This window comes from Enterobacter sp. DC1, assembly GCF_000568075.1.
Lineage (GTDB): Bacteria > Pseudomonadota > Gammaproteobacteria > Enterobacterales > Enterobacteriaceae > Enterobacter > Enterobacter asburiae.
In genome coordinates, this window is the sequence record NZ_AZUA01000007.1 from 29,974 (window position 1) to 56,444 (window position 26,471).

At 56.0% G+C, this 26,471-nt stretch carries 21 protein-coding genes; 11 read left to right on the forward strand and 10 right to left on the reverse strand.

Annotated elements, in window-relative coordinates; all coding sequences use genetic code 11:
- Window positions 1-117 precede the first annotated feature (117 nt).
- Entirely contained in the window at window positions 118-1,113 is a 996-nt protein-coding gene (locus P346_RS04655) for an acyltransferase (RefSeq protein WP_032661819.1), read from the forward strand.
- Here the strand turns inward: P346_RS04655 and P346_RS04650 are convergent.
- The 4 genes from P346_RS04650 to xylA form a co-directional block, all read right to left on the reverse strand.
- Complete coding sequence (locus P346_RS04650) at window positions 1,106-2,026, reverse strand: GlxA family transcriptional regulator (protein ID WP_032661821.1); 921 nt, start codon at window positions 2,024-2,026, stop codon at window positions 1,106-1,108. The genes P346_RS04655 and P346_RS04650 overlap by 8 nt on opposite strands.
- Window positions 2,026-2,565: an isochorismatase family protein gene (locus P346_RS04645; protein ID WP_032661824.1), complete on the reverse strand. Its 540-nt coding sequence runs from the start codon at window positions 2,563-2,565 to the stop codon at window positions 2,026-2,028. Before P346_RS04645 ends, P346_RS04650 begins: the two co-directional genes overlap by 1 nt.
- A 103-nt stretch (window positions 2,566-2,668) precedes the next feature.
- Window positions 2,669-4,123 carry a xylulokinase gene (gene xylB, locus P346_RS04640; RefSeq protein ID WP_032661825.1) on the reverse strand — a complete coding sequence of 485 codons (1,455 nt, stop codon included), beginning with the start codon at window positions 4,121-4,123 and terminating at the stop codon, window positions 2,669-2,671.
- A gap of 72 nt (window positions 4,124-4,195) precedes the next feature.
- Complete coding sequence (xylA, locus tag P346_RS04635; RefSeq protein WP_109845864.1) at window positions 4,196-5,518, reverse strand: xylose isomerase; 1,323 nt, start codon at window positions 5,516-5,518, stop codon at window positions 4,196-4,198.
- 371 nt (window positions 5,519-5,889) lie between these two features.
- Here xylA and xylF point away from each other — a divergent pair, with 371 nt between their 5' ends.
- From xylF to xylR, 4 genes are all read left to right on the forward strand, one after another.
- A complete protein-coding gene (xylF, locus tag P346_RS04630) occupies window positions 5,890-6,882 on the forward strand; it encodes a D-xylose ABC transporter substrate-binding protein (protein WP_032661828.1) in 993 nt (330 codons plus the stop codon).
- Between the two features lie 72 nt (window positions 6,883-6,954).
- On the forward strand, window positions 6,955-8,496 hold the full coding sequence (locus P346_RS04625; RefSeq protein WP_032661830.1) for a xylose ABC transporter ATP-binding protein: 1,542 nt from the start codon (window positions 6,955-6,957) through the stop codon (window positions 8,494-8,496).
- Window positions 8,474-9,655, forward strand: a complete 1,182-nt coding sequence (gene xylH, locus P346_RS04620; RefSeq protein ID WP_032661833.1) for a xylose ABC transporter permease XylH — start codon at window positions 8,474-8,476, stop codon at window positions 9,653-9,655. The genes P346_RS04625 and xylH overlap by 23 nt, the downstream gene beginning before the upstream one ends.
- 33 nt (window positions 9,656-9,688) lie before the next feature.
- Window positions 9,689-10,867, forward strand: coding sequence for a D-xylose utilization transcriptional activator XylR (gene xylR / locus P346_RS04615; protein WP_032661836.1), 1,179 nt, complete (start codon window positions 9,689-9,691; stop codon window positions 10,865-10,867).
- A gap of 39 nt (window positions 10,868-10,906) precedes the next feature.
- On the opposite strand, the gene P346_RS0121910 is transcribed toward xylR, so the two are convergent.
- Window positions 10,907-11,731: a protein bax gene (locus P346_RS0121910; protein WP_032661838.1), complete on the reverse strand. Its 825-nt coding sequence runs from the start codon at window positions 11,729-11,731 to the stop codon at window positions 10,907-10,909.
- A 314-nt stretch (window positions 11,732-12,045) separates the two neighbouring features.
- On the opposite strand from P346_RS0121910, the gene P346_RS04610 reads away from it, so the two are divergent.
- From P346_RS04610 to P346_RS04600, 5 genes are all read left to right on the forward strand, one after another.
- Window positions 12,046-14,076: an alpha-amylase gene (locus P346_RS04610; protein ID WP_032661841.1), complete on the forward strand. Its 2,031-nt coding sequence runs from the start codon at window positions 12,046-12,048 to the stop codon at window positions 14,074-14,076.
- A gap of 239 nt (window positions 14,077-14,315) precedes the next feature.
- On the forward strand, window positions 14,316-15,572 hold the full coding sequence (avtA, locus tag P346_RS04605) for a valine--pyruvate transaminase (protein WP_032661844.1): 1,257 nt from the start codon (window positions 14,316-14,318) through the stop codon (window positions 15,570-15,572).
- A gap of 403 nt (window positions 15,573-15,975) precedes the next feature.
- On the forward strand, window positions 15,976-16,254 hold the full coding sequence (locus P346_RS23010) for a hypothetical protein (RefSeq protein ID WP_050597647.1): 279 nt from the start codon (window positions 15,976-15,978) through the stop codon (window positions 16,252-16,254).
- Window positions 16,251-17,126 carry a collagen-like triple helix repeat-containing protein gene (locus P346_RS0121915; RefSeq protein ID WP_238555297.1) on the forward strand — a complete coding sequence of 292 codons (876 nt, stop codon included), beginning with the start codon at window positions 16,251-16,253 and terminating at the stop codon, window positions 17,124-17,126. The genes P346_RS23010 and P346_RS0121915 overlap by 4 nt, the downstream gene beginning before the upstream one ends.
- 90 nt (window positions 17,127-17,216) lie before the next feature.
- Window positions 17,217-18,935 carry a ShlB/FhaC/HecB family hemolysin secretion/activation protein gene (locus tag P346_RS04600; RefSeq protein ID WP_032661849.1) on the forward strand — a complete coding sequence of 573 codons (1,719 nt, stop codon included), beginning with the start codon at window positions 17,217-17,219 and terminating at the stop codon, window positions 18,933-18,935.
- On the opposite strand, the gene P346_RS04595 is transcribed toward P346_RS04600, so the two are convergent.
- Together P346_RS04595 and P346_RS04590 are read right to left on the reverse strand one after the other, a co-directional pair.
- Window positions 18,919-19,374 carry a 4Fe-4S dicluster domain-containing protein gene (locus P346_RS04595; RefSeq protein ID WP_032661851.1) on the reverse strand — a complete coding sequence of 152 codons (456 nt, stop codon included), beginning with the start codon at window positions 19,372-19,374 and terminating at the stop codon, window positions 18,919-18,921. The two genes, P346_RS04600 and P346_RS04595, sit on opposite strands and share 17 nt — an antisense overlap.
- A gap of 383 nt (window positions 19,375-19,757) precedes the next feature.
- Entirely contained in the window at window positions 19,758-20,498 is a 741-nt protein-coding gene (locus P346_RS04590; RefSeq protein WP_032661854.1) for a MipA/OmpV family protein, read from the reverse strand.
- Between the two features lie 117 nt (window positions 20,499-20,615).
- Between P346_RS04590 and P346_RS04585 the strand changes: the two genes are divergently transcribed.
- Window positions 20,616-21,581: a LysR family transcriptional regulator gene (locus P346_RS04585; protein ID WP_071789378.1), complete on the forward strand. Its 966-nt coding sequence runs from the start codon at window positions 20,616-20,618 to the stop codon at window positions 21,579-21,581.
- On the opposite strand, the gene aldB is transcribed toward P346_RS04585, so the two are convergent.
- The 3 genes from aldB to selA all read right to left on the reverse strand — a co-directional run bounded on the left by aldB (window position 21,578) and on the right by selA (window position 26,432).
- A complete protein-coding gene (gene aldB / locus P346_RS04580) occupies window positions 21,578-23,116 on the reverse strand; it encodes an aldehyde dehydrogenase AldB (protein ID WP_023309928.1) in 1,539 nt (512 codons plus the stop codon). The two genes, P346_RS04585 and aldB, sit on opposite strands and share 4 nt — an antisense overlap.
- An 86-nt stretch (window positions 23,117-23,202) precedes the next feature.
- Complete coding sequence (selB, locus tag P346_RS04575; protein ID WP_032661858.1) at window positions 23,203-25,050, reverse strand: selenocysteine-specific translation elongation factor; 1,848 nt, start codon at window positions 25,048-25,050, stop codon at window positions 23,203-23,205.
- A complete protein-coding gene (gene selA / locus P346_RS04570) occupies window positions 25,047-26,432 on the reverse strand; it encodes an L-seryl-tRNA(Sec) selenium transferase (protein WP_032661861.1) in 1,386 nt (461 codons plus the stop codon). The genes selB and selA overlap by 4 nt, the downstream gene beginning before the upstream one ends.
- Window positions 26,433-26,471: the final 39 nt, after the last annotated feature.

Sequence of the window (26,471 nt, forward strand, 5' to 3'; positions counted from 1 at the left end):
CATTCTGCGAATCTCGCGGCTTCCCTACAAGCCTGCTGAATAAAACTCAGAATTTTCCAAGCGAAGACTTTTGGACAATGGCAGTCACACTCAATTTACAGGGAATACGAGGAACTGATGCAGTCAAAAATTAACTGGATTGATAACCTGCGAGGAATAGCGTGTCTGATGGTGGTCATGATCCACACGACGACCTGGTACGTCACAAATGCCCACAGCATCAGCCCCGTTAACTGGGATATCGCCAATATTCTCAACTCTGCGTCACGCGTCAGCGTGCCGCTGTTCTTTATGATTTCCGGCTTTCTCTTTTTTGGCGAACGCAGCGCGCAGCCGCGGCACTTCATCCGCATCGCGGCCTGCCTGGGGTTCTACAGCGCCGTAGCCCTGCTCTATATCACGCTGTTCACCTCCATTAACGCCGGGCTATCGCTGAAATACGTGCTGCAAAAACCGGTGTTTTACCACCTGTGGTTCTTCTTCGCCATTATCGTTATCTATCTGGTCTCCCCGCTCATTCAGGTAAAAAACGTCAGCGGTAAAATGCTGCTGGCCCTGATGGTGGTTATCGGCATTGTCGCCAACCCGAATACGCTCTCACACAAAATCGACGGATTTGAGTGGTTGCCGATCAATCTCTATATCAACGGCGATACTTTTTACTACGTGCTTTACGGCATGCTGGGGCGCGCCATCGGGATGATGGACACGCAAAAACGCGGTCTGAACTGGCTCTGCGGAGCGCTGTTTATCGCTGGCGTGGCGGTGATTTCACGCGGAACGCTGCACGAGCTGCAGTGGCGCGGCAATTTTGCCGATACCTGGTATCTCTATTGCGGGCCGATGGTCTTTATCTGTGCCGTTTCGCTGCTCACGCTCGCCAAAAACACCCTGAACGCGCGTCCCCTGCCCGTGCTGAGTCTTATCTCGCGGCACTCTCTCGGAATTTACGGTTTTCACGCGCTGGTGATCCACGCGCTGCGCACGAGAGGCGTTGAGCTAAAAAGCTGGCCGGTGCTGGATATCGTCTGGATTTTTGCCGCCACGCTGGCGATCAGCCTGCTGCTGTCGATGCTGCTGCAAAAAATAGACGCTCGCCGCTTCGTCAGCTAATGCTTCGCTGCCGGGCGCGATGATACTGGCGCGGGGAGGAAAACCCTGCCGCCAGTGAAGCCTGCTCCACGCCGCGCCCCTGCAATAGCCACTGCTCCGCCACTGCCAGACGCAGCTGCTCAAGATAATCGCGAACGCTAATGCCTAAATGTGACTGGAAAAGCCGGGTGAGATGACGCGGGCTGACGTGCGCCAGTGCGGCAATGTCAGGCAAGCTCCACGTTTTTTGCGGCTCGGCGGTGAGAGCATCCTGCGCCCGATGAATCGCCGGATGAAGATGATTCCGGTAGCGTAGCCAAGGAGATAGCTGGGGATCGTCACCGGAACGGCGGAACCAGACCACCATCTCACGCGCCACGGTCAGCGCCTTTTCGGGGCCGCACAGGCGGTTAATCATGTGCAGCGCCAGATCGATGCCCGACGTAATCCCCGCGCTGGTCCAGATATTCTCATCCTGCACAAAGATGCGGTTTTCTTTAATCGTCGCCGTGGGGGCAGCGGTACGTAAACGGCTAATAACATCATGATGGGTCGTGCACTGTCGGTTGGTCAGCAGGCCCGATTTCGCCGCCAGTAAAGCCCCTGAACAGACGCACATCACGGCGATCTCCTGGCGCTGGATCTGCGGCTGCAGGCGCATCAGCCAGTGCTGGATCTGCTGCGCCTGTGGCGTTGAGAACTGAAAGCGGGAGTCGCTCACCCCCGGCAGCACCAGCAGGCTGCCCCGAGGCAGGCTTTCCGGCAGCGGCTGGATGCCGCTCATCGTCAGGCCTATCGACGTCGGAACCTCCGGCTGCGGGCCAATGTAATGCAGACGAAACGCGTCGCCAGCCAGCACAAAGGTCTCCGCCGGGCCGGTCATGTCTAATGACAGCACCCCGGGCAACATCACGAACCAGACGTCGATGCTCATTAAAGGGACTCCAGCGTCTCCGCTACCGTTTTAATCTCGGCAAAACGCCCGGACAGTACCGTCTCGGTACGATGGCGAATTTCCGCTGCGCTAAGGGTAATGCCCTTGTACGTCATGGGAAACGTCAGCGTTGCCTCACTGACAAAGGTCACAGCATAACCCAGATCGGATGCCACCCGAGCGGTGGTTTCGCAGCACTGTTCAGTGCGAATGCCGCAGATAATCACACTGTTGATATCGCGCTCGCGCAGCCAGCGGTCAAGCCCGGTATCCGTGAAGGCATTATGGACGTGTTTATGGAAAACCACATCCGGCTGATGACGTAAAAAGGCCATCGGTTTGACATAGCCGCTTTCCAGAGTGAAAGGACCATCTTCATCCACGTGAAAAATATCAACGACCGGAATATTGCCCGCCTGGCAGCCTTCAATCAGCCCCAGCATCGCCTGCTGAAAGGCAGGAATTTCGTCCTCCTGCCAGTAACTGCGGTGAAGGAATGACTGCTGAGTATCGATGTTGATTAATGCAGTGCGTGACATGATGGATCTCCTCGCCAGTGGGTGTGACACCATACTGGCAAGGAAATGAAGGCACGCACAGACCAAAAAAGGACATCCTCATGCCTCTCCCGGACAAGCGTATTTACGACATCAGCGGCAGCAGCTGCTGGTAGATTTTGCGGAACACGTCGCGCCTTTCCGCGTAGCGCGCATGGCGAGCCGCGTCAGGGAAATGCGCCTGTTCAAGCGTAAGCTGCGGCAACAGCTGCGAAAGCGGCTGTTCCGGATGAATGGCTATCTGCGCCAGACGCGCGGCACCGAGCGCGGGCCCGACATCCCCTCCGGTGCGGAAATCCAGCTGCAACCCGCTGATATCCGACAGCATCTGACGCCAGTAAGGGCTTCGCGCACCGCCGCCAATCAGGGTGACGCTCGTCGGTTTCAGCCCGCAGTCGTGCACCACGTCCATCCCGTCGGCCAGCGCATAGCCGACGCCTTCCAGAACCGCACGCGCCAGCTCTGCCGGGCCATGTTGATGGGTTAAGCCAAAGAACACCCCTTTCGCTTCCGGGTTGTTGTGCGGCGTACGCTCGCCGGAAAGATACGGTAAAAACCAGACGGTACCCGCAGCGTCATCTGCCTGCTGCGCCGCAGAAATGAGCGCCGGAACGTCGGCCATGCCGGTGAGTTTTGCCGCCCAGTCCAGGCAGGATGCTGCGCTGAGCATTACCGACATCAAATGCCATTTCCCGGGAAGGGCATGACAGAAACTGTGCACGGCGCTTTCTGGATTACTGCGATACCCGTCGCTGACGGCAAAATAGACGCCGGACGTTCCCAGCGACAGCATCGCCTGGCCCGCCTCAACCATGCCAACGCCGACAGCGCCCGCCGCGTTATCGCCGCCCCCGGCCACCACCGGTACGGCAGGCATATTCCAGCGCTCAGCAACGGCTGGCAGCAGCGCGCCCGTCACCTCACAGCCTTCGTACAGCGCGGGCATATGTTCCCGGGTCAGATGGCAGGCATCCAGCATCGCCTCGCTCCAGTCGCGCTTCGCCACGTCGAGCCACATCGTGCCGGCGGCATCGGACATGTCGCTGGCGAAATCGCCCGTCATGCGAAAACGCAGATAGTCTTTCGGCAGCAGGACTTTCGCCACCTGACGGAAAATCTCCGGTTCGTGGCGCTGCACCCACAGTAATTTAGGCGCAGTAAAGCCGGGCATCATCAGGTTGCCGGTAATCTCGCGGGAGGCAGGTACGCGCGCCTCAAGAAGCGCGCACTCTTCCGCGCAGCGGCCATCGTTCCAGAGGATCGCAGGACGCAGCACGCGATGCTGGCTATCGAGCAGCGTAGCGCCGTGCATTTGTCCGGCAATCCCCAGCGCTTTCACGTCACGAAGGCTGTGCTGCTCACCTAAGGCTTTGATTGCGCGATCCGTCGCCTGCCACCACTGCTCCGGATCCTGTTCCGACCACAGCGGATGCGGACGTGAAACCTGCAGCGTTTCCGTCTGCGTTGCTAACACGTCGCCCTGCTCGCTCAACAGGATGGCTTTCACACCCGATGTGCCAAGATCGATCCCGATATACATTACGGTGACTCCTTTAACAGAAATGCCCGGTGGCGCTAACGCTTACCGGGCCTACGTGCTTCTTCAGCTCAATCACTTATCAAACAGATAGTGGTTTACGAGGTTTTCCAGCAGTTCCTGGTGCCCGCTCTGATGCTGCGGCGCCAGCTGATGTTGTTCAGCGTACTTCGCGATTTCCGCCAGCGATAACTGCCCTTTCAAAATTTGCTGGCCCAGCTCACTGTTCCAGCCGCTGTAACGCTTCGCTACGCGTTTATCCAGCTCGCCGTCTTCAATCATTCGAGCCGCCACTTTCAGCGCCAGCGCCATGGTGTCCATCGCGCCAATGTGGCCGTAGAACAGATCGTATTTGTCGGTGCTCTGACGACGCACCTTGGCGTCAAAGTTCAGGCCACCGGTGGTGAAGCCGCCCGCCTTGACGATCTCGTACATCACCAGCGCATTCTCTTCCACGCTGTTCGGGAACTGGTCGGTGTCCCAGCCCAGCTGTGCATCGCCGCGGTTTGCATCGACAGAGCCGAAGATACCCAGCGCAATGGCAGACGCGATCTCGTGATGGAAAGAGTGGCCCGCCAGCGTGGCGTGGTTGGCCTCAATGTTCACTTTAATCTCTTTTTCCAGACCGAACTGCTTCAGGAAGCCATACACCGTCGCCACGTCGTAGTCGTACTGGTGCTTGGTTGGTTCCTGCGGTTTCGGCTCGATCAGCAGCGTGCCGCGGAAGCCGATTTTGTGCTTATGGTCGACAACCATCTGCATAAAGCGGCCAATTTGTTCGCGCTCCTGGCGCAGGTCGGTGTTGAGCAGGGTTTCATAGCCTTCACGCCCCCCCCACAGGACATAGTTTTCACCGCCCAGCTGATGCGTGGCGTTCATTGCCGTCACCACCTGCGTGGCTGCCCAGCTAAACACTTCCGGATCCGGATTGGTTGCCGCGCCCGCGCCGTAGCGAGGGTTGGTGAAGCAGTTTGCCGTGCCCCAGAGCAGCTTCACGCCACTTTGCTGCTGTTTCGCCGCCAGTACATCCACCATCTGCGCGAAGTTGTTCAGGTACTCTTTCAGCGACGCGCCTTCCGGCGACACGTCCACGTCATGGAAGCAGTAGTACGGCACGTTTAGCTTGTGGAAGAACTCAAATGCGACATCGGCTTTGCGTTTCGCCAGCTCGATGGCCTCACCCGGCTGCTGCCACGGACGGTCAAAGGAACCCACGCCGAACATATCGGCGCCGTTCCAGCAGAAGGTATGCCAGTAACAGGCGGCAAAGCGCAGATGATCTTCCATGCGCTTACCCAGCACCAGCTCATCCGGGTTGTAGTGACGAAATGCTAAAGGATTGGTCGTTTTCGGGCCTTCGTAACGAACGCGATCGAGTTGGTCGAAATAAGCTTGCATATTGAGCTCCATAATCAGGGTATGCGGCGAGTCGTTGATACAGGAGTAATAGTGAATAGACATTTTGGGTTGCTCAATTACGTTATTTCACACTGCTATTGAGAGAATGCACAACTGTGCGCTGGCTCGCAAAATAATGCGCAGACAAACTATTTTTCGGCGCGTATTCCAGAATCAAATGTAATTAAGACGTTACGTATTTTAAAATCCGATCGCGGTCATAAATTCAGAAATAAACCAAATATCATAATGAGAAGATAAAAATCTGTAATTGCCAGCCCGCCTTTCCGCGTTAAAAATTTGCTGCGTCTCAGTAGTGAATGTTTCTTTTATCTCAGCAACACATACCCCTACAAAAAGGCCTTATAATTATGAAGATAAAGAACCTGACTCTAACGCTCTGCACTACGCTCCTCCTTACAAGCTTTGCAGGACATGCCAAAGAGGTCAAAATTGGCATGGCGATTGACGACCTGCGCCTGGAGCGTTGGCAAAAAGATCGCGATATTTTTGTTAAGAAAGCAGAATCCCTCGGCGCCAGCGTGTTTGTTCAGTCGGCTAACGGCAATGAAGAAACACAAATGTCGCAGATCGAGAATATGATCAACCGTGGCGTCGATGTTCTGGTCATTATCCCCTATAACGGCCAGGTATTAAGTAACGTGGTGAAAGAAGCCAAACAGGAAGGCATAAAAGTCCTGGCCTATGACCGCATGATTAATAATGCGGATATTGATTATTATATTTCATTCGACAATGAAAAAGTCGGGGAATTACAGGCGCAAAGCCTGATCGACAAAGTGCCTCAGGGCAATTATTTCCTGATGGGCGGCTCTCCGGTAGATAACAACGCCAAACTGTTCCGCGAAGGGCAAATGAAAGTCCTTAAGCCGTACATCGACAACGGGAAAATTAAAGTGGTTGGCGATCAGTGGGCCGACGGCTGGCTGCCAGAAAACGCGCTGAAAATTATGGAAAACGCGCTGACGGCCAACAATAACAAAATTGACGCGGTTGTGGCCTCCAACGATGCCACTGCAGGTGGTGCTATCCAGGCCCTGAGCGCACAGGGGCTGGCCGGAAAAGTCGCCATTTCAGGACAGGATGCCGATCTCGCTGGCGTAAAACGCATTATCGCAGGCACCCAAACCATGACGGTCTACAAACCGATTACCCAGCTGGCCAATACGGCGGCGGAAATCGCCGTGGAGCTGGGCAATGGCAAACAACCTAAAGCAGACGCAACGCTGAATAACGGCCTGAAAGACGTTCCGGCGCGCCTGCTCACACCGATTGAAGTCAACAAAGAGAACATTGACGCCACCGTGGTTAAAGACGGTTTCCACAAGAAGAGCGAACTGTAATCCGGCGCGGCCCCTGCTCGGCGGGGGCGCATCACGTTGTACTGTTCTTCCCTCGGGTTATGTGGAGCGGTTATGCCTTATTTACTTGAAATGAAAAGCATCACCAAGCGCTTCGGCACGGTGAAAGCCGTCGACAACGTCAGCCTCCGGTTGAATCCCGGCGAAGTGGTTTCGCTGTGCGGTGAGAACGGTTCGGGCAAGTCGACGCTGATGAAAGTGCTGTGCGGGATCTACCCACACGGCAGCTACGAAGGCGAAATCGTCTTTGCCGGTGAAGTTATCCAGGCGACACACATCCGCGATACCGAACGCAAAGGCATCGCCATCATTCACCAGGAGCTGGCGCTGGTGAAGCATCTCACCGTGCTGGAGAACATCTTCCTCGGGGCCGAAATTTCCCACCGCGGCGTGCTGGATTACGACACCATGACGCTCCGCTGCGAAAAGCTGCTGGCGCAGGTAAGCCTCAACATTTCACCGGATACCCGCGTGGGGGATCTGGGCCTTGGGCAACAGCAGCTGGTCGAAATTGCGAAAGCGCTTAATAAACAGGTCAGGCTGCTGATCCTTGATGAGCCCACGGCCTCGCTCACCGAACAGGAAACCGCGGTTCTGCTCAACATCATCCGCGACCTGCAAAACCACGGCATCGCCTGTATCTACATTTCGCACAAGCTGAACGAGGTCAAAGCCATTTCGGACACCATCTGCGTGATCCGCGACGGGCAGCACATCGGCACGCGTGAAGCCGCGGGCATGAGCGAAGATGACATCATCACCATGATGGTGGGCCGCGAGCTGACGGCGCTCTACCCGAATGAGCCCCACGCTAAGGGCGGTGAAGTGCTGCGCGTGGAAAACCTGACCGCGTGGCACCCCGTTAACCGCCACATCAAGCGCGTCAATAACGTCTCGTTTTCCCTTCACAGCGGTGAAATTCTTGGGATTGCTGGCCTCGTCGGTGCCGGGCGCACCGAAGCCGTACAGTGCCTGTTTGGCGTGTGGCCGGGGCGCTGGGAGGGCACGGTTTATATCGACGGCCAGCCGGTGAAAATCGACAACTGCCAGCAGGCGATTGCCCACGGCATTGCCATGGTGCCGGAAGATCGTAAGAAAGACGGCATCGTACCGGTGATGGCGGTGGGTAAAAACATTACGCTTGCGGCACTCGATCGATTCTCCGGCGCGCTGAGCAGCCTGGACGATGCCGCCGAGCAGCAGTGCATCCTCCAGTCGCTTGCCCGGCTGAAGGTCAAAACCTCCTCGCCGGAACTGGCGATTGGCCGTCTGAGTGGAGGAAACCAGCAGAAGGCGATTCTGGCGCGCTGCCTGCTTCTCAATCCACGCATATTAATCCTTGATGAGCCCACGCGCGGGATCGATATCGGTGCCAAGTACGAAATCTACAAACTGATTAATCAGCTTGTACAGCAAGGGATTGCCGTCATTGTCATTTCGTCTGAGTTACCCGAAGTGCTCGGCCTGAGCGACCGCGTGCTGGTCATGCACGAGGGAAAACTGAAAGCCAACCTGATTAACCAGAACCTGACGCAGGAGCAGGTGATGGAAGCCGCTTTAAGGAGCGAACGTCATGTCGAAAAGCAATCCGTCTGATATCAAAGTCGCTGTTCCGACGCCCGGTGCGTTCGCGGGGCTAAAAGCGCTTAACCTGCAGGTTTTCGTGATGATCGCGGCCATTATCATCATCATGCTGTTCTTTACCTGGATGACCGATGGCTCGTACTTAAGCGCGCGTAACGTCTCCAACCTGCTCCGCCAGACCGCCATCACCGGCATTCTGGCCGTGGGCATGGTGTTCGTGATTATCTCCGCGGAGATCGATCTGTCGGTCGGTTCGATGATGGGCCTACTCGGCGGCGTGGCGGCGATTTTCGACGTCTGGCTCGGCTGGCCGCTGCCGCTGACCGTGGCGGTCACGCTGGTGCTGGGTCTGGTTCTGGGTGCCTGGAACGGCTGGTGGGTTGCCTACCGTAAGGTGCCATCGTTCATTGTCACCCTGGCAGGGATGCTGGCCTTTCGCGGGATCTTAATCGGCATCACTAACGGTACCACCGTCTCCCCGACCAGTGCAGCCATGTCGCAGATTGGCCAGAGTTACCTCTCAGATAGCGTGGGCTTTACCCTCGGTGTGATTGGGTTGCTGGGGTTTGTCGCGTGGCAGTGGCGTGGACGCATGCGTCGTCAGGCGCTGGGTCTGGCTTCTCCGGCGTCAACCTCGGTAGTGGGGCGTCAGGCGCTCACGGCGGTCATTGTGCTGGGCGCCATCTGGCTTTTAAACGACTATCGCGGTGTCCCGACACCCGTCCTGCTGCTGGCGCTTTTACTGCTGGCCGGTATGTTTATGGCGACGCGCACCGCGTTTGGCCGCCGTATTTATGCCATTGGCGGCAACCTTGAAGCTGCCCGCCTCTCAGGTATCAATGTCGAACGTACCAAGCTGGCGGTTTTCGCCATTAACGGCCTGATGGTCGCTATCGCCGGACTGATCCTCAGCTCGCGTCTGGGCGCCGGCTCGCCCTCCGCCGGTAACATCGCCGAGCTGGATGCTATCGCCGCCTGCGTCATTGGCGGCACCAGCCTCGCAGGGGGTATCGGTAGCGTGGCGGGCGCGGTCATGGGGGCATTTATCATGGCGTCGTTGGATAACGGGATGAGTATGATGGACGTCCCGACGTTTTGGCAGTATATCGTCAAGGGGGCCATTCTTTTACTGGCAGTCTGGATGGACTCGGCCACCAAGCGACGGACCTGATAACCGTATTGTGACTTAATTGGGAAGTGAGCCATGTTTGAAAAGCGTCACCGCATTACGTTGTTATTCAATGCCAATAAGGCCTACGACCGTCAGGTGGTGGAAGGCGTTGGTGAATATTTGCAGGCGTCGCAATCCGAATGGGATATTTTTGTTGAAGAAGATTTTCGCACCCGTCTGGAGAACATCAAAGACTGGCTGGGCGATGGCGTCATCGCGGACTATGACGATCCCGTCATCGAGCAGCTGCTGACCGACGTCGACGTCCCGATTGTGGGCGTCGGCGGCTCCTACCATTCGCCCGAACACTATCCGCCGGTCCACTATATTGCCACCGATAACCATGCCCTGGTCGAGGCTGCCTTTCTTCATTTAAAAGAGAAAGGCGTCCATCGCTTCGCGTTTTATGGGTTACCGTCCACCAGCGGCAAGCGCTGGGCCGTTGAGCGTGAACACGCGTTTTGCCAGCTGGTCGCGAAGGAAAAGTATCGCGGCGTGGTGTACCAGGGGCTGGAGACCGCGCCGGAAAACTGGCAGCACGCGCAAAACCGCCTGGCGGACTGGCTGCAAACGCTGCCACCGCAAACCGGTATTATTGCCGTGACGGACGCCCGCGCGCGGCACGTGCTGCAGGTCTGCGAACACTTACACATTCCGGTGCCCGAAAAGCTGTGCGTGATTGGCATTGATAATGAAGAACTGACCCGCTATCTGTCTCGCGTTGCGCTCTCCTCCGTTGCTCAGGGCACGCGTCAGATGGGCTATCAGGCGGCGAAGCTGCTGCATCGTCTGCTGGATAAAGAATCTTTGCCGCTTCAGCGCTTGCTCGTGCCTCCTGTCCGCGTCGTGGAACGTCGCTCAACCGATTATCGCTCCTTAAGCGACCCGGCCGTCATTCAGGCCATGCACTATATTCGCAACCACGCCTGCAAAGGGATTAAGGTCGATCAGGTGCTGGATTCGGTGGGTATTTCGCGCTCGAATCTGGAGAAGCGTTTTAAAGAAGAGGTGGGCGAAACCATTCATGCCGTCATCCATGCTGAAAAGCTGGAGAAAGCACGCAGCCTGCTCATTTCCACGTCGCTGTCGATCAACGAAATCTCGCAGATGTGCGGTTACCCGTCTCTGCAATATTTCTATTCGGTGTTCCGCAAAGAGTATGACACCACGCCGAAAGAGTATCGGGATCGCCACAGCGAGGTGCTGATATAGAAAAGAAAACGCCTTCCAGTGGAAGGCGTTTTTTTGAGATTACATATGGGCGGCGATTAAGCGCTGGTTATCCTGGTACATGGCGAACAGATAGTTGTTATAGCTCTGTCCCTTTGTCGAATAACCTTTCAGCTTGTGGATCATCGTACTGGCCGTCACTTCCTGGTCCGCTTTACGCAGCTGAGCGCGTGATTTACGGAACGATGAGTAGGCCGGGTGCGTGTTCAGATTCACCACATAGGCGCTCACGGAATCTTTCACAGATTCAAACTGCGAATAGCCTTTCACCTTGCCAGGTGCATTGTTACAACGACCTTTCACACACTTCATGCCGAAAAGGTTGTTGTTGCTACGTGCAAGCTTAGAAGTACCCCAGCCGCTTTCGGCAGCAGCCATGGTCGCAACCATGCTGCCAGGGATGATATCCACACGCTCAAGGAGAGCATTCCACGGCACACGACGCGTGTTACCGTTCCAGCTCAGCTTGTAGCGCTTCGTGATATCTTTCAGACGAGCGCGCTCTGACGGCGACCAGCGGCTATCGTACTGTTTGGAAATCAGCCAGTTACGATCCGCAGTAATCGCGGCATTTTGACTCGTGATGTAAGGCATTACCGTCCGGAGAAACGCTTTTTTCCTTGGTGTTCCGGAAGGGTATTTTCGCAAATCAGGAAGTGAACTACTCTTTGCACTATTGCGAGAATACTCTTGTTTACTGCTAACCTTACTACTTGTCGTCTTTATTACGTGGGCTTTCTTACTCGTTGTATCCGTGTGCGTCTTCGCAAGCACCTCACCCGAAAATGCCGTGGTGAGTAACATGAGTATCGCAGCCCCATATCGTCGAATGGGAGTCGATATCATTAGGTCTCCTGGTCGGATGTAATCATCCCAACACCTTATTTTTTTCACAAATTTGAGAGCGGAATCTCAAATCATATCAAAAATAGACTTCAAGAGCACGTATAGAAATAGTCCAATTCCGAAACTATGTCACCTGAAACTTGCTCATAAAAAAATCATTCCGCAGAAACTGTGTGCGCTATCGCAGATAACTGCCTAATTTTGCGCGAGATCACTCATCCTCACGCATCCTCCTGGCAGAAAGCGACAGGGGATGAGTTTTTGCCCCCCGCCTGATGGCACACTGGTCAAAAATGCCGCGACAGGAAAAAGGAATGAAACGTACCGCATTAGCCTTTCTGATGTTACCCGCACTGGCGCATGCCGACTGGTCATCACCGGGATTTAGCGCATTTAGCGCCGAAGGCACCGGGGTCTTCACCAGCCAGGCAAAGCTTGCGAAGGGTACGCGTCCTCTGACGCTGAGTTTTGACAAGTCGTGCTGGCAGCCTGCGGATGCGATAAAACTCAATGAGATGCTGTCGCTCAAGCCCTGTGACGACACGCCTCCGCAGTGGCGCCTTTTCCGCGACGGTGACTACCAGATGCGGATTGATACCCGCTCCGGCACGCCCACCCTGATGCTGACGATTCAGAGTACCGCAGAACAGCCGGTTGTAAACGTCATCCGCCAGTGTCCGAAGTGGGACGGCAAACCGCTGACGCTGGACGTCAGCAGTACCTTCCCGGAAGGCTCCGTGGTGCGCGACTACTACAGTAAACAGACGGCGACGGTGCAGAATGGAAAAATCACCCTGCAGCCAGCCGCCAACAGTAACGGCCTGCTGCTGCTTGAGCGCGCGGAAACCGACAAGCCTGCACCGTTTAGCTGGCAAAACGCCACCGTCTATTTTGTGCTGACCGACCGTTATGTGAATGGTGACCCTGGCAACGACAACAGCTACGGTCGCCATAAAGACGGCATGCAGGAGATTGGCACCTTCCACGGAGGCGACCTCAAGGGACTCGCCGGCAAGCTCGATTATTTACAGCAGCTGGGAGTGAACGCGCTCTGGATAAGCTCCCCGCTTGAGCAGATCCACGGCTGGGTAGGCGGTGGCACCAAAGGAGATTTCCCTCACTACGCCTATCACGGCTACTACACCCAGGACTGGACAAAGCTCGACGCCAACATGGGCACCGAAGATGATTTACGCCATCTTGTCGACGAAGCGCACAAGCGCGGGATCCGCGTTCTGTTCGATATCGTCATGAACCACGTTGGCTATGCCACGCTGGCAGACATGCAGGAATTTCAGTTTGGTGCCCTGTACCTGCAGGGTGATGAGCTGAAAAAGACGCTGGGAGAACGCTGGACGGACTGGAAGCCGGGCGCGGGCCAAAGCTGGCACAGCTTTAACGACTACATCAACTTTAGCGACAAAGCCGCATGGGAGAAATGGTGGGGCAAAAAGTGGATCCGCACGGACATCGGCGATTATGACAACCCTGGCTTCGACGATTTGACCATGTCGCTGGCATTTCTGCCGGATTTGAAAACGGAATCCACGACGCCTTCCGGATTGCCTAACTTTTACCAACACAAGCCCGACACCCACGCGAAGGCCATCCCGGGATATACCCCGCGCGATTATCTGACCCACTGGCTGAGCCAGTGGGTACGTGACTACGGCATTGACGGTTTCCGGGTGGATACGGCGAAACACGTTGAGCTTGCGGCCTGGCAACAGCTGAAAGACCAGGCAAGCCAGGCGCTGGCCGCCTGGAAAGGGGCAAACCCGGATAAAAAGCTCGACAACGCACCGTTCTGGATGACCGGGGAATCCTGGGGCCACGGGGTGATGCAAAGTGATTATTACCGCCACGGTTTTGATGCGATGATCAACTTTGATTATCAGGAGCAGGCGGCAAAAGCGGTGGATTGCCTGGCCGATATGGATCTCACCTGGCAGCAGATGGCGGAAAAGCTGCAAAGCTTCAACGTGCTGAGCTATCTCTCATCACACGATACGCGTCTGTTCCGCGAAGGGGGCCAGCGAGCTGCGGAGCTGCTTCTGTTAGCACCGGGCAGCGTACAAATCTATTACGGGGATGAATCCGAGCGTCCATTCGGGCCGACAGGTTCTGACCCATTACAGGGCACCCGTTCGGATATGAACTGGCAGGACGTCACGGGCAAGCAGGCCCTAACCATCGCCCACTGGCAAACGCTGGGCCAGTTCCGCGCCCGCCATCCGGCGATCGGTGAAGGCAAGCAAACCACATTGTCGCTGAAAGAGGGATATGGCTTCGTGCGCGAGCACAAGGGCGATAAGGTGATGGTGGTATGGGCAGGTAATCAATAATTCTCCCCCTCACCCTAACCCTCTCCCCGCAGGGGAGAGGGAACCGCACGCGCCGTCTTTTCCCTCTCTCCCCTTTGGGAGAAGGCCGGGGTGAGGGAAAACCCACCAGAACTATTCACTACATAAATCCAACTCCGCCATACAAAACAACAAATCCGACCACATCGCCCGATTTGCACCAGCACGGTGCTAGCGTTATGGTTACCCACTTTCAAAATAAGCTCGACAGATCACCTGCTATGACGTTTTCACTTTTCGGCGACAAATTTACCCGCCATTCAGGCATTACTCGCCTGATGGAGGACCTCAACGACGGGCTGCGCACACCGGGCGCAATCATGCTCGGCGGCGGAAACCCGGCTCAAATCCCGGAGATAAATACCTATTTCCAGACGCTGCTCGCTCAGATGCTGGAAAGCGGCAAAGCAACCGATGCGCTTTGCAATTACGACGGCCCACAGGGTAAAACCGAACTGCTGGCACTCCTCGCCGAAATGCTGCGTGACGAGCTGGGTTGGGATATCGAACCACAGAATATTGCACTGACAAACGGCAGCCAGAGCGCGTTTTTCTACTTGTTTAACCTGTTCGCAGGGCGTCGCGCCGACGGCACCACCAAAAAAGTGCTATTCCCGCTGGCACCGGAGTATATCGGCTACGCTGATTCCGGCCTGGAAGAGGATCTGTTCGTCTCCGCACGCCCGAACATTGAGCTGCTGCCGGAAGGCCAGTTCAAATATCACGTCGATTTTGAACACCTGCATATTGGTGAAGAGACGGGCATGATCTGCGTATCGCGCCCGACTAACCCAACGGGCAACGTGATCACCGACGACGAACTGATGAAGCTGGATGCGCTCGCGAATCAGCACGGCATTCCGCTGGTGATCGATAACGCCTACGGCGTGCCGTTCCCGGGCATTATCTTCAGCGAAGCACGTCCGCTGTGGAACCCGAACATTGTCCTGTGCATGAGCCTCTCTAAGCTGGGTCTGCCGGGCAGCCGCTGCGGCATCATCATCGCTAACGAGAAAATCATCACCGCCATTACCAATATGAACGGCATTATCAGCCTTTCACCTGGGGGTATTGGCCCGGCGATGATGTGCGAAATGATTAAGCGCAACGACCTGCTGCGTCTGTCAAATGACGTGATCAAGCCATTCTATTACCAGCGCGTACAGGAGACGATTGCGATACTTCGCCGCTACTTGCCGGAAGAACGCTGCCTGATCCACAAGCCTGAAGGGGCGATTTTCCTGTGGCTGTGGTTTAAGGATTTGCCTATCACCACCGAACTGCTCTACCAGCGCCTGAAAAAGCGCGGCGTGCTGATGGTACCGGGCGATTATTTCTTCCCGGGGCTGGATAAGCCGTGGCCGCATACGCACCAGTGCATGCGCATGAACTACGTGCCCGATCCGGAAAAAATCGAAGCGGGTGTTAAAATTCTCGCCGAAGAAATTGAAAAAGCCTGGCGCGAAGGCAATTGTTAAATATTAAGGCTCTTCGGATGAAGAGCCTTAATTTTTCCGTGATCTATATATTTTATAAAGGATATATCCTTCAGGTTTAATTCCCTATTATTCAAAGACATTATTTAGGATAATTCCTGTTGTTTTAATGGCACTGTAGCAATTTAAAAATAATTAAGTAAGCGTTAAATGACATCTTAATTAACTCATTGTTATATATGATTTAAAACCAACAGCGCTGGCAATAAAATATCCTCGAAGCGAGTCTGTGTGCATTTTTAAAATACTGCATATACTCACTAATACGCCGCTCGGCGTTCTATTGCGTGGAGTATTTTTATGCTACCTAATAATGCTAGTCGCATCAGCGTAATTGCTGCTGCGGTACTGCTCGCGTTCTCTCTTTCTGCCTGCAGTGGAAGCGGTGGCGGATCTCACTCAACAGCCAAAAATAACCCTGCAACCGGAAGTAATACCGGCTCGGGTGATGGAAGTGGCACAACGGCTAACAATGGTGGTTCAGGTAGTAACGGATCTGGCTCAGGTTCAGGGACAGGCTCTGGTTCTGGATCTGGTTCTGGCTCCGGAACAGGCTCTGGCTCTGGCTCTGGTTCTGGCTCAGGAACGGGGACCGGAGGTAACGGCAGCGGAGGAACCGGAACGGGCAACACGGGCAGTGGCGGCACAACCACTGCAGGTGTGAATACTGTGCTGGGCGATGCCGGTAAAACAGTAACCAGCGTAGGCTCTACGGTGGATGGCCTTGGAAGCCAGCTTCCAACGAATAATCCCGTAACGTCAACCGTTTCAACCACCGTCAGCGGTGTTGGCAGCGCCGTTTCCACCGTGGGGACAGGCGTCACTAACGGCGTTGGCGATCCGGGCAACGCGAACGGTGTGGGGACAACGGTTAAAGGCGTAACCACGTCGGTAACCTCCCTGGGCAATACCGTTTCAACGGTAGGCACGGGCCTGGCGAGTTCTACTTCAGGCACACCGATCAGCGGCGTAACCGGCCTGACGGGCAGCGTGGTAAACAGTACCGGGCAACTGGTCAGTAACACCGGCACAGGTTTGACCAACACGGTAAGTAGCCCTGCGATAACGCAGGTAACAACCGATACCACAACCGTTGCCAACAAGACGCTGGGCGGAGTACAGGGCGTCACGCAAAGCGTGGGCACCACGACGGGTCTCGGCACACCGGTCAACGGTCTGCTGACCCAGGTGGGTAACACCGTGAGCGCCGTGGGAACCAACGTCAGCAACAGTAATAGCGGGCTTAACGGCGCGGGTCAGGTCGTCCAGAACGTCGGTCAGACGGTTACGGATAGCGGCACGCTGGTGAAACCCGCCTCTTCGACAACCGGAGGAGGATCGGGCTCTCTCACAGCCAACGCAAATGTGGCGGCCACGAACAACAGCCTGGGTGCAACGGTCAATACGACCCTCAATACCCTGACTGCTGGCGTTACGGCCAACGCAGCAACAACATCAGGTCAAAATACGTCGACAACTAACCCGGTCAACGGCCTCAACACGTTAACCACCGGTCTGCTGACGCCAAAACAGTAAAACGGTTATTGCCTTTCTGCGCCCCTGATTCAGGGGCGCGTTGTACAGCGACACTCCCCCTAACCGGGAATGACGAACAGGGATAGCGCGATGAAAAACCATTTCCTTTTTTCGCTGACGGGGCTGGTTGTGCTGAGCATGGCCCGCGCCGATACACTGCCCTCTATTATTAACCCTGATAACCCGGCGCAAGTTTCTCGTAACGTTGCCCCAGAACAGCCTGAGACCGTCCCACAGCCGAAAGTCAAAATAGAAAAACCGCAGTCAACGCTGACGCCTGAAACGCCCATTACCATTCATCACATTCAGTTTATTGGCGGTACGCGTTATCCCTTGCAGGAATTACTTAAACCCTTCAGGCCGTACGCCGGAAAAACCGTGCCGCTAAAAACGCTCACGGGGCTGGTAAACGATATTACGGCGCGCTATAAGGCCGACGGTTTTCCGCTCTCCTATGCCTGGCTGCCGGATGATAATTTCCAGCAGGGAAATATTAAAATTGTTCTGGTTGAAGGGTATGTCGCTCACAGTGACATCACCAGTAATAACCCTCACATCGCCGAGCGTCTTAAACGATTGTCAGAAAAAATCATGGCGGAAAAACCGCTGTCTCAGGATACGTTCGATCGCTATAGCCAGCTGATGACCCGTACCCCTAACGTTCCGGTCACGGCTAACGCGCAGCTGCCAACCAATATCTATGGCGCGGCGGCGATGCAGATAACCGGTAATCAGGAGCGGAGCTGGAATATCGCCTCCACGATCGACACCCGTAAAGGGCAAGATTTAATGATGCTGAACGGAACGCTCAGCAACCTGACAAGCTATGGCGATCAGCTGGGCGTGGCCACGCTTGTGCCGTTAGATAGCAACACGCGAAAAAACTATGTCGGCCTGAACTGGCAGCAGTTTTTAAACGATGAAGGGCTGACGATGCAGCTTAAAGGCAGCTATTACCGTGAAGATCCGCGAGATTTTTCCCCCCTGCTCTCTTTGCCCAATAATATTCAGGTCGATTCGAAGCAAAAAACCACGCAATACAACGGCGGCGTGACGTTTGGCTATCCATTGCTGCTAACGCAAAAATCACAAATTAATCTTACCGGCGGTTTTGATTATACCGACCGCCAGGATGATTATGCTCTACAGGCCAGACTGCAGGGCAAAACCTATAGTCTGGACTCCGTCAACCAACACGCGCGCTATCCTGCACTGGAAGTGGGTATCAACGGTGCGCATCAATTCACAACCGCCAGCATCAGCGGCCGGCTCAACGTCCGTCAGGGTATTGATGCAATGGGTGCGGATATCGTCTCAGCCCCTAAACCCGATATCAATTTTACACTCACAAAAAGCTATCTGGACGCAGCCTGGCTGTTTGCCGATAAATGGCGGCTATCAACATCCTGGGAGGGAGACTGGTCAAATAACACGTTGCCAGAGCCCGAACGCGTTAGCTTCGGTGCCCAGCGCTTTGGCCGTGGATACCAGGACAGTGAAGCAAGCGGTGATTACGGCTACGGCGGGCAGGTAGAACTGCGCTATATCAAGATGCGGAAAGAGAGCACCTGGCTTGCCACCATCCAACCCTATATCCTGGCCGATACCGCGCAAACCTGGTTTAACACGTCCGGTTTACCTCATCAGCGGCTCGGGTCAGTTGCTACCGGGGTGATGATAGGCGATACGCGCCACTATAGCGTCACGGTTGAGGCGGCAAGACCCGTCGGGGATGTTCCGACAGACAGTCGCAACAGGGACTGGCGCTACAGTCTGACGTTCACGTGGAATTTCAATAAAATGCAGTAAGCTTTTCAGCCCGAATCCTGGCAGGATCAACGCAGCGCAACGCGTGGGTTGGACAGGCCTCCACGCAGGCCGGTCCGCCTTCGCGATGCACACATAAATCACATTTCAGCGCCTGCGGCTTATTTCCCTCCAGACGCACCTGCATCGCCCCAAACGGACACGCCACCACACAGCTTTTGCACCCAATGCAGCGCGTCTGCTCAACGAGCCAGGCTTCCGCCGTACGGCTGATGGCATGGGTTGGACAGACGTTAGCACACGGCGCATCCTCGCACTGATGGCAACCCACTGCCGTTGTGTAGGCGCCCCCCTTAACCACCCGAAGGCGGGGCGTAAAGGCATGAGCGGAGACGGCGTCCTGATGCGACACCGCGCAGGCCACTTCGCAGGTGCGGCACCCAATGCATTTTTCCGCATCCGCCACGATAAATCGGTTCATCTGTTGCGCCTCGCGCACGTTAAAAACCCGTTCTTTTGAGATAGCCGCTGGTGCTACCGTCGGAATCAGAATGAATGTAAGCAGGAAAAAACATAACGACTCCTGATATCCGTGCTTAATTCCCGCCCGTCGCCAAATACGGGCGAGAGTGCCCGGTTTGATTTTCTTTAAGAATGATACACATGTTGCACACCTTTATTGATGGCGCAGATCGCATTAGCGTATCAGGAATATTAATGAGGAAGTCATGACGGGAAGGGAAAAAGGGAGGTTGGTACTCTCAAATATGCCCGGCGGCGCTTCGCATGCTCGGGCCTACGTAAAACTGCGATGGCAGTCCATGTAGGCCGGGTAAGGCGAAGCCGCCACCCGGCTTTACTGCATCAGAAACGCCAGGTCAGGCCGGTCATCAGCGCAAAGCTGTCGTCGCGGTCGATCATCGGGCTGTTCTTCACGTCGTCAGGCAATACGGTGTAGACCGCGCTGGCGTTGAGATACAGCTTCTGGGTTAATTGATATTTGGCCGCCAGGCCAACGTATGGCGTCCAGCTGTCTCCGGCGGTGTATTCATCCAGACCTGAGCGGCGAGACTCGCTGCCGGATACGCCGTAGTAGTAGTCGTTATAGCTTTCGTCGCTATAGAAAATACCGACAGAGGGCGTCAGGGTCAGGCGTTCCATCCTGATTGGACGGAAGTAAGAGACCTCGCCGATCACGCCGCCGCTTTCATCCGTGGCATCACCGGAGACCGCCACTTTCAGAGAACCCCAGCTTTCGTGGCGGTAGTACGCGCCGCCGAGGAAGGCAGAGGCTTTACGCTCATCAAGCTGTTTCATCTGATGGTCGTCGTTGTCATCTGGATCGAAATGCAGCGGCATCCACGATGCGGTCAGGCTGAGTTCATTTTTTGCGTCTTTCCACAGGATCCATCCGCCCGTGGTCTGGCGAACATAAAAACGATCGCCTTCGTAGCTAATTAACGGTACTGCGGTAGTATTTTCGTTATAGCCTTTGTAAGGAGACTCATTAAATACAGCCCCCGCTCCTAGTGAAAAGTCACCGGCCATTGCTGAGGATGTTGCAAATAACGTGGCAGCGATGAGTAAATTGTATTTAATAGTCATTACATGTAATCCATTAAAATGCCAAACAAGCGAGGCGCATAATAATGGTTACAAATTTGCCAATGCAACGCTGCGGTTTATATAATATTATATATAAAATCATATAGATGGGTGCGCATGATGAATAAATTACAGCTAAAACCACGCGAATTAAAAATTATATCCGTCATCGCAGCAACCCACAGCATTGGCGATGCCGCCGCCCTGCTGGGCATGGCGCAGGCCAACGTCAGTAAATATCTGTCTGATTTTGAAACGCGGGTTGGACTCAAGGTTTTTGAGCGCACCACGCGCCAGCTGGCCCTGACCCAGTTTGGTGAAGCGTTACTCCCTTACGTTAATGCCACCCTGGACAGAAACAGTCAACTCGTTAATTTTATTGCTGATTATAAGCATGAGAAGCGCGGAAAGGTCACGATCTATGCCCCTACAGGTATCGTAACCTATCTCGCGCGCCACGTGATCCATCAGATAGAAGATATCGGTGACATCCGCATCTCCCTGAAAACCTACAACCTCGACCGGAATGAATTTTCAGAAGGCGTTTCCTTTCCGGATGACTGCGACATTTTAATTACCTATGCGCAACCGAAAGACGAAAGTCTGGTTGCCAGCGTGTTAACAAAATATTCCGTTACGGCATTTGCAACCGTTGAGTATTTAAATAAGCATCCCTTAAAGGGACCCGAAGATTTAATTAATCATTCCTGTATTCTCATTGACTCCATGCTGGTCGATGATGCAAATATCTGGCGTTTCCGCGTGCACGGCAGTGATAGCGTGCATGACTACCGGGTGACCGGTAATTATATTTGCGACAATACGCAGACGGCCCTGGAGCTGGCAAGAAATAATCTTGGGATTGTTTTTGCGCCAAAAGAGAGTCTGAAAAAAGAATTAACGCGAGGGATGCTGGTCCCCTGCTTCCCACATCAGGAAGAGTGGTGGCTCGATCTGACGGCCATCTTCCGCAAACGCGAATACCAGCCCTGGCGCGTGCAATACGTTCTGGACGGCGTTCTGAACTGCCTGCGCCAGCAAATTGCTCAGGCCGCCCATGGACGGCCTGAACTGGGCGATTAGAATAGCCCCAGTGGTTTATCGGAGTAGCTGACCAGCAAACATTTCGTCTGCTGATAATGTTCCAGCATCATCTTGTGGGTTTCGCGCCCGATACCCGATTGCTTATAACCGCCAAATGCCGCGTGCGCAGGATAGGCGTGGTAGCAGTTGGTCCATACGCGCCCGGCCTGGATGCCTCTGCCCATTTTATAGGCCAGATTACCGTTGCGGCTCCAGACGCCGGCTCCCAGGCCATACGGCGTGTCGTTGGCAATCTCCAGCGCCTCCTCCATCGTTTTGAAGGTGGTCACGGCCAGTACCGGTCCGAAAATTTCCTCCTGGAAGACGCGCATGTTGTTCTGACCGAACAGGATCGTTGGCTCAAGGTAATATCCTTCCTGCAGATCCCCGCCAAGCACCTTACGGCGACCGCCGGTCAGAATATCCGCCCCCTCTTTCTTGCCGATATCGATGTAGTTGAGGATGGTTTCCAGCTGTCCGTGCGAGACCTGCGCCCCCATCTGCGTGACGTTATCGAGCGGGTTACCGCTGCGGATAGACTCGACGCGGCGAATGGCCCGCTCCATAAAGCGCTCATAGATGGACTCCTGCACCAGCGCGCGGCTTGGGCAGGTGCAGACTTCGCCCTGGTTAAACGCAAACAGCGCAAACCCTTCCAGGGCTTTATCGAAAAAGGCATCCTCTTCCTCCATCACGTCCGCGAAGAAGATGTTCGGGGACTTCCCGCCCAGCTCCAGGGTCACGGGAATGATGTTCTGCGTGGCGTACTGCATAATCTGCTGGCCCACTTCCGTCGACCCGGTAAACGCCACTTTAGCGATCCGTTTTGAGGTAGCCAGATATTCCCCTATCTCACCGCCCGCGCCGTTGACCACGTTAATCACGCCCGGCGGCAGAAGGTCGCCAACGATTTCCATCAGCAGCAGCACCGAGAGCGGGGTCAGACGCGCCGGTTTAAGCACAATGCAGTTCCCGGCCGCCAGCGCGGGCGCCATTTTCCAGCTCGCCATCAGCAGCGGGAAGTTCCACGGAATAATTTGCCCGACGACGCCCAGCGGCTCGTGGAAGTGATACGCCACGGTGTCGCTGTCTACCTCGCTTATTCCGCCCTCCTGAGCGCGAATGCAGGAGGCAAAATAGCGGAAGTGGTCGATGGCCAGCGGCACGTCTGCCGCCATCGTTTCCCGGATCGGCTTGCCGTTATCCCAGGTTTCCGCCGTCGCCAGCAGCTCCAGATTCTGCTCCATCCGGTCAGCGATTTTGAACAAAATAGCCGCGCGGTCCTGAACGGAGGTATGGCCCCATTTATCTTTCGCTTTGTGCGCCGCATCCAGCGCCAGATCGATATCGCGTTTGCCGGAGCTGGCTATCTCGCACAGCGGCTGGCCGGTAACGGGGGTCAGGTTGGAATAGTATTCGCCGTCGACGGGAGCTACCCAGTCGCCGCCAATAAAGTTGTCATAACGAGGCTTCAGCTTGAGGGGAAAACCATACTCGCCGGGCTGGATACGCGATGAGGGAGGATTGTTTGTCATGACCGTCTCCTTGCTGTTGGTGTACAACAAGGGTAGTTCCGGCTGGCGATTTTCTCGCCAACCGGTAACGGCGTTTACGACGGGGGTCACGGAGTTTCAGGAAATAATAACGAATCTCGCAATAAATGATCGTTACCGCGACGGCGGGTAAAGCCGATGCGGTTGAAATACTCCAGGATCTGAATCGCCAGCTTGCGGCCCACGTTCAGCCGGTCGCGGAAATCGGCCGCGCAGGTAGAGCCCCGCTCCTGATCCAGCTCGCGGATCAGGTTGGCAAACGCCACAATACGATCGTTACGGTAATAACGATCTTTCACGATCGCGACTATCAGCCCCTGCTGCGCCGCATGGCGCAATACCTGACGCATCACCTGCTCGTCAGTGCTCGTTTCGCGGGCCAAATCGCGAACCCACCACGGCTCATCGCCAAACAGCGAGGCCACTTTTTGCCATACTGCCTCTTGCTCTGCGGTGAACCCGGCCTTGTGATCCGGCAGATGCAGCCAGCCGTGGTGGCTTTTGATCGCCCCGCTTTCGCGCATGTTTTCAATCAGCAGCAGCACCAGCGCATCGTCTTCCATCGGCAGCGCCATGCGCCGCAGACGCTCACGTCCCGGGCCAGGCTCGTCCTGATGCTGTTCATGGTACGTCGCCAGCGTGTTCAGTATCTTACGCTGCCAGCGTGCCGCAACCGGGGCATTAAGCAGGCTATTCCCAGCCTGAATAAAGCCCGGCTGCTGGGTGAGCTGGTGTAAGCCTTCCCCGCTCAGCTGGCGTGCCCATGCAAAATCACTCAGGCTCACCGCACCGCGATCGAGATGCACCCGCAGCGCGGCGCTATCATCGCTGGCCTGCGCCAGCGCTGCCAGCCACTGCAGATATTCAGGTTTACGCTTGCCGCGTCGCGGTGGATTCAGCGCGACGACCCGTGCCCCGGCCAGCGTTTCCCTCGCGGAAATATCACGCAGTACCAGACGATCGTTGTCTGCAAGCCAGAGCGGAGAATCGAATACCAGTTCGGCAAGGTCGTCTTCCAGCAGCGACACGCGCCCGGTGATATGGCTCGCCGCATGGTGAATATGCAGCGGCTGCCATTGGGTCAGGGGCACGTTTGTCTGCAGAGAGACAATGACGCGTTCAGACGGTTCTGGTGGAGCATCGGCCAGCAGCCAGTCGCCGCGGTTAAGCTGCTCTTTTTCCGCATCCCCGGCAATGTTCAGCGCGATCCGCTGCCCGGCATGAGCGCGCTCTGCGGGCTGGTTTTGCGCATGTAAGCCGCGCACGCGCATCGGTTTGTTAACGCCCGTCAGCCAGAGCGTATCACCTACGTTCACTTCACCGCTCAGCGCCGTCCCGGTCACCACCAGCCCCGCGCCTTTGACGGTAAAGGCCCGGTCAATCGCCAGACGGAAGCGGTGATGGCTGGCGTGGTCACGCGACGAAAGCTGCTGTAAGTGGTGGCGAAGTTCATCGATACCGCGCCCTTCTGTCGCCACGGTGACAAAAAGGGGTGCATCGGCAAAACCATACTCCTGCAAGGTCGCCTGTACCGTTTCGCGCACCTCGCTGACGCGTGCGTCATCCACGCGATCGGCTTTGGTCAGCGCCACGGTCAGCTGCGGGTTGCCGGTCAGCTGCAGGATCGCCAGGTGCTCACGGGTTTGCGCCATGACGCCATCATCGCAGGCCACCACCAGCAGGGCATGATCGATACCCCCCACGCCCGCCAGCATGTTGGACAGAAACTTTTCATGCCCCGGAACATCAATAAAACCCAGCACGCGACCATCAGGCTGGGGCCAGTAGGCATAGCCCAGATCGATGGTCATGCCGCGCTTTTTCTCTTCCGGCAGGCGGTCGGCGTTTATGCCGGTAATCGCCTGCAGCAACGTGGTTTTTCCGTGGTCGACATGACCGGCGGTGGCAATAATCATTTCAACAACATCTCCAGAAATCGCTCTTCATCTTCAAGGCAGCGCAGATCCAGCCACATTCGGCCATCGTAAATCCGCCCGATAACCGGCGCGGGCAGGCCACGCCAGCGCGACGACAGGGCTTCAAGGTGGCTACCGCGCCCGTCACGCGGGGTGAACGTGAGCGCTTCACTCGGCAGCCTGTCCACCGGCAGCGAACCGCTGCCAATCTGCGACTGGCAGGGTTCAATGCGAACGTCAAAATCGGGGTAGTGCGGGGCAATGCGCGGCAGCAGTAATTCGGCCTGGGCGCGAATCGAGGCGGCATCGCGGGTTAACAGACGCAGCGTGGGCAGGCGGTCGGCCAGTTTCTCCGGATGGAGATAGAGCCGCAGCGTCGCCTCCAGCGCGGCAAGCGTCATTTTATCGGCTCGCAGGGCGCGCTTGAGCGGATGCTGCTGCAGCTTCGCAATCAGCTCGCGCTTGCCGACGATAATCCCGGCCTGCGGCCCGCCCAGCAGCTTGTCGCCGGAAAAGCTGACCAGGCTGACGCCCGCCGCAATCATCTCCTGCGGCATCGGCTCTTTCGGCAGCCCGTACTGGCTCAGATCCACCAGCGAGCCGCTGCCGAGATCGGCAATCACCGGAATATTCAGTTCGCGGCCAATCGCCGCCAGCTCGCGCTCTTCAACCGTTTTGGTGAAGCCTTCAATATGATAATTGCTGGTGTGAACCTTCATCATCAGGGCGGTATTTTCATTCACCGCCGCGCGATAATCTTTCGCATGTGTGCGGTTGGTGGTGCCCACTTCATGTAGCGTGCAGCCCGCCTGGCGCATCACGTCCGGAATGCGAAACGCCCCGCCAATCTCAACCAGCTCGCCGCGGGAAACCACCACCTCTTTGCCGCTGGCGGTGGCAGCAAGCATCAACAACACCGCTGCGGCGTTGTTATTCACAATGCAGGCATCTTCCGCGCCGGTCAGCTGGCACAGCAGGTCCGCCAGCGCCCGGTCACGATGCCCGCGTCCGGCACCGTCCAGATCGTACTCCAGCGTCACGGGCGCCCGCATGGCTTGCACAACCGCAGCAACCGCCTCTTCCGCCTGCTGCGCGCGTCCCAGGTTGGTATGCAGCACGGTGCCGGTCAGGTTAATCACCGGGCGTAACGCGCTTTGCGCTTTCTCATCCAGCCGGTGCTCTACTTCCTGCTCCCACGCCGCGCACCAGTCGGGCAAGGCGTTTTCTGACTGAATAGCGCTTCGGGCTTCGTCCTGAAGCAGGCGTAGCATCTCCACCGTCGCGGTATGGCCAAAACGCTCAACGGCAGCATGAATGCGGGGCTCGCGAAGGAGACGGTCGGTAGCGGGGATCTGGCTGTACAGCGAATGATGAGTAGTCATGAAAGCGCCTGGCGAGTAAATATCTTCCCCCCTCCCGAC

Bases quoted from the DNA above. Each gene is read 5' to 3' on its own strand.
- xylH (WP_032661833.1), top strand. From the start codon at position 8,474: ATGTCGAAAAGCAATCCGTCTGATATCAAAGTCGCTGTTCCGACGCCC.
- xylA (WP_109845864.1), bottom strand. From the start codon at position 5,518: ATGCAAGCTTATTTCGACCAACTCGATCGCGTTCGTTACGAAGGCCCG.
- P346_RS04585 (WP_071789378.1), top strand. From the start codon at position 20,616: ATGATGAATAAATTACAGCTAAAACCACGCGAATTAAAAATTATATCC.
- P346_RS04645 (WP_032661824.1), bottom strand. From the start codon at position 2,565: ATGTCACGCACTGCATTAATCAACATCGATACTCAGCAGTCATTCCTT.
- P346_RS04595 (WP_032661851.1), bottom strand. From the start codon at position 19,374: ATGAACCGATTTATCGTGGCGGATGCGGAAAAATGCATTGGGTGCCGC.
- xylR (WP_032661836.1), top strand. From the start codon at position 9,689: ATGTTTGAAAAGCGTCACCGCATTACGTTGTTATTCAATGCCAATAAG.
- selA (WP_032661861.1), bottom strand. From the start codon at position 26,432: ATGACTACTCATCATTCGCTGTACAGCCAGATCCCCGCTACCGACCGT.
- avtA (WP_032661844.1), top strand. From the start codon at position 14,316: ATGACGTTTTCACTTTTCGGCGACAAATTTACCCGCCATTCAGGCATT.
- P346_RS04610 (WP_032661841.1), top strand. From the start codon at position 12,046: ATGAAACGTACCGCATTAGCCTTTCTGATGTTACCCGCACTGGCGCAT.
- xylB (WP_032661825.1), bottom strand. From the start codon at position 4,123: ATGTATATCGGGATCGATCTTGGCACATCGGGTGTGAAAGCCATCCTG.
- P346_RS04600 (WP_032661849.1), top strand. From the start codon at position 17,217: ATGAAAAACCATTTCCTTTTTTCGCTGACGGGGCTGGTTGTGCTGAGC.
- P346_RS04655 (WP_032661819.1), top strand. From the start codon at position 118: ATGCAGTCAAAAATTAACTGGATTGATAACCTGCGAGGAATAGCGTGT.
- P346_RS04625 (WP_032661830.1), top strand. From the start codon at position 6,955: ATGCCTTATTTACTTGAAATGAAAAGCATCACCAAGCGCTTCGGCACG.
- selB (WP_032661858.1), bottom strand. From the start codon at position 25,050: ATGATTATTGCCACCGCCGGTCATGTCGACCACGGAAAAACCACGTTG.
- xylF (WP_032661828.1), top strand. From the start codon at position 5,890: ATGAAGATAAAGAACCTGACTCTAACGCTCTGCACTACGCTCCTCCTT.
- P346_RS0121910 (WP_032661838.1), bottom strand. From the start codon at position 11,731: ATGATATCGACTCCCATTCGACGATATGGGGCTGCGATACTCATGTTA.
- P346_RS04590 (WP_032661854.1), bottom strand. From the start codon at position 20,498: ATGACTATTAAATACAATTTACTCATCGCTGCCACGTTATTTGCAACA.
- aldB (WP_023309928.1), bottom strand. From the start codon at position 23,116: ATGACAAACAATCCTCCCTCATCGCGTATCCAGCCCGGCGAGTATGGT.
- P346_RS04650 (WP_032661821.1), bottom strand. From the start codon at position 2,026: ATGAGCATCGACGTCTGGTTCGTGATGTTGCCCGGGGTGCTGTCATTA.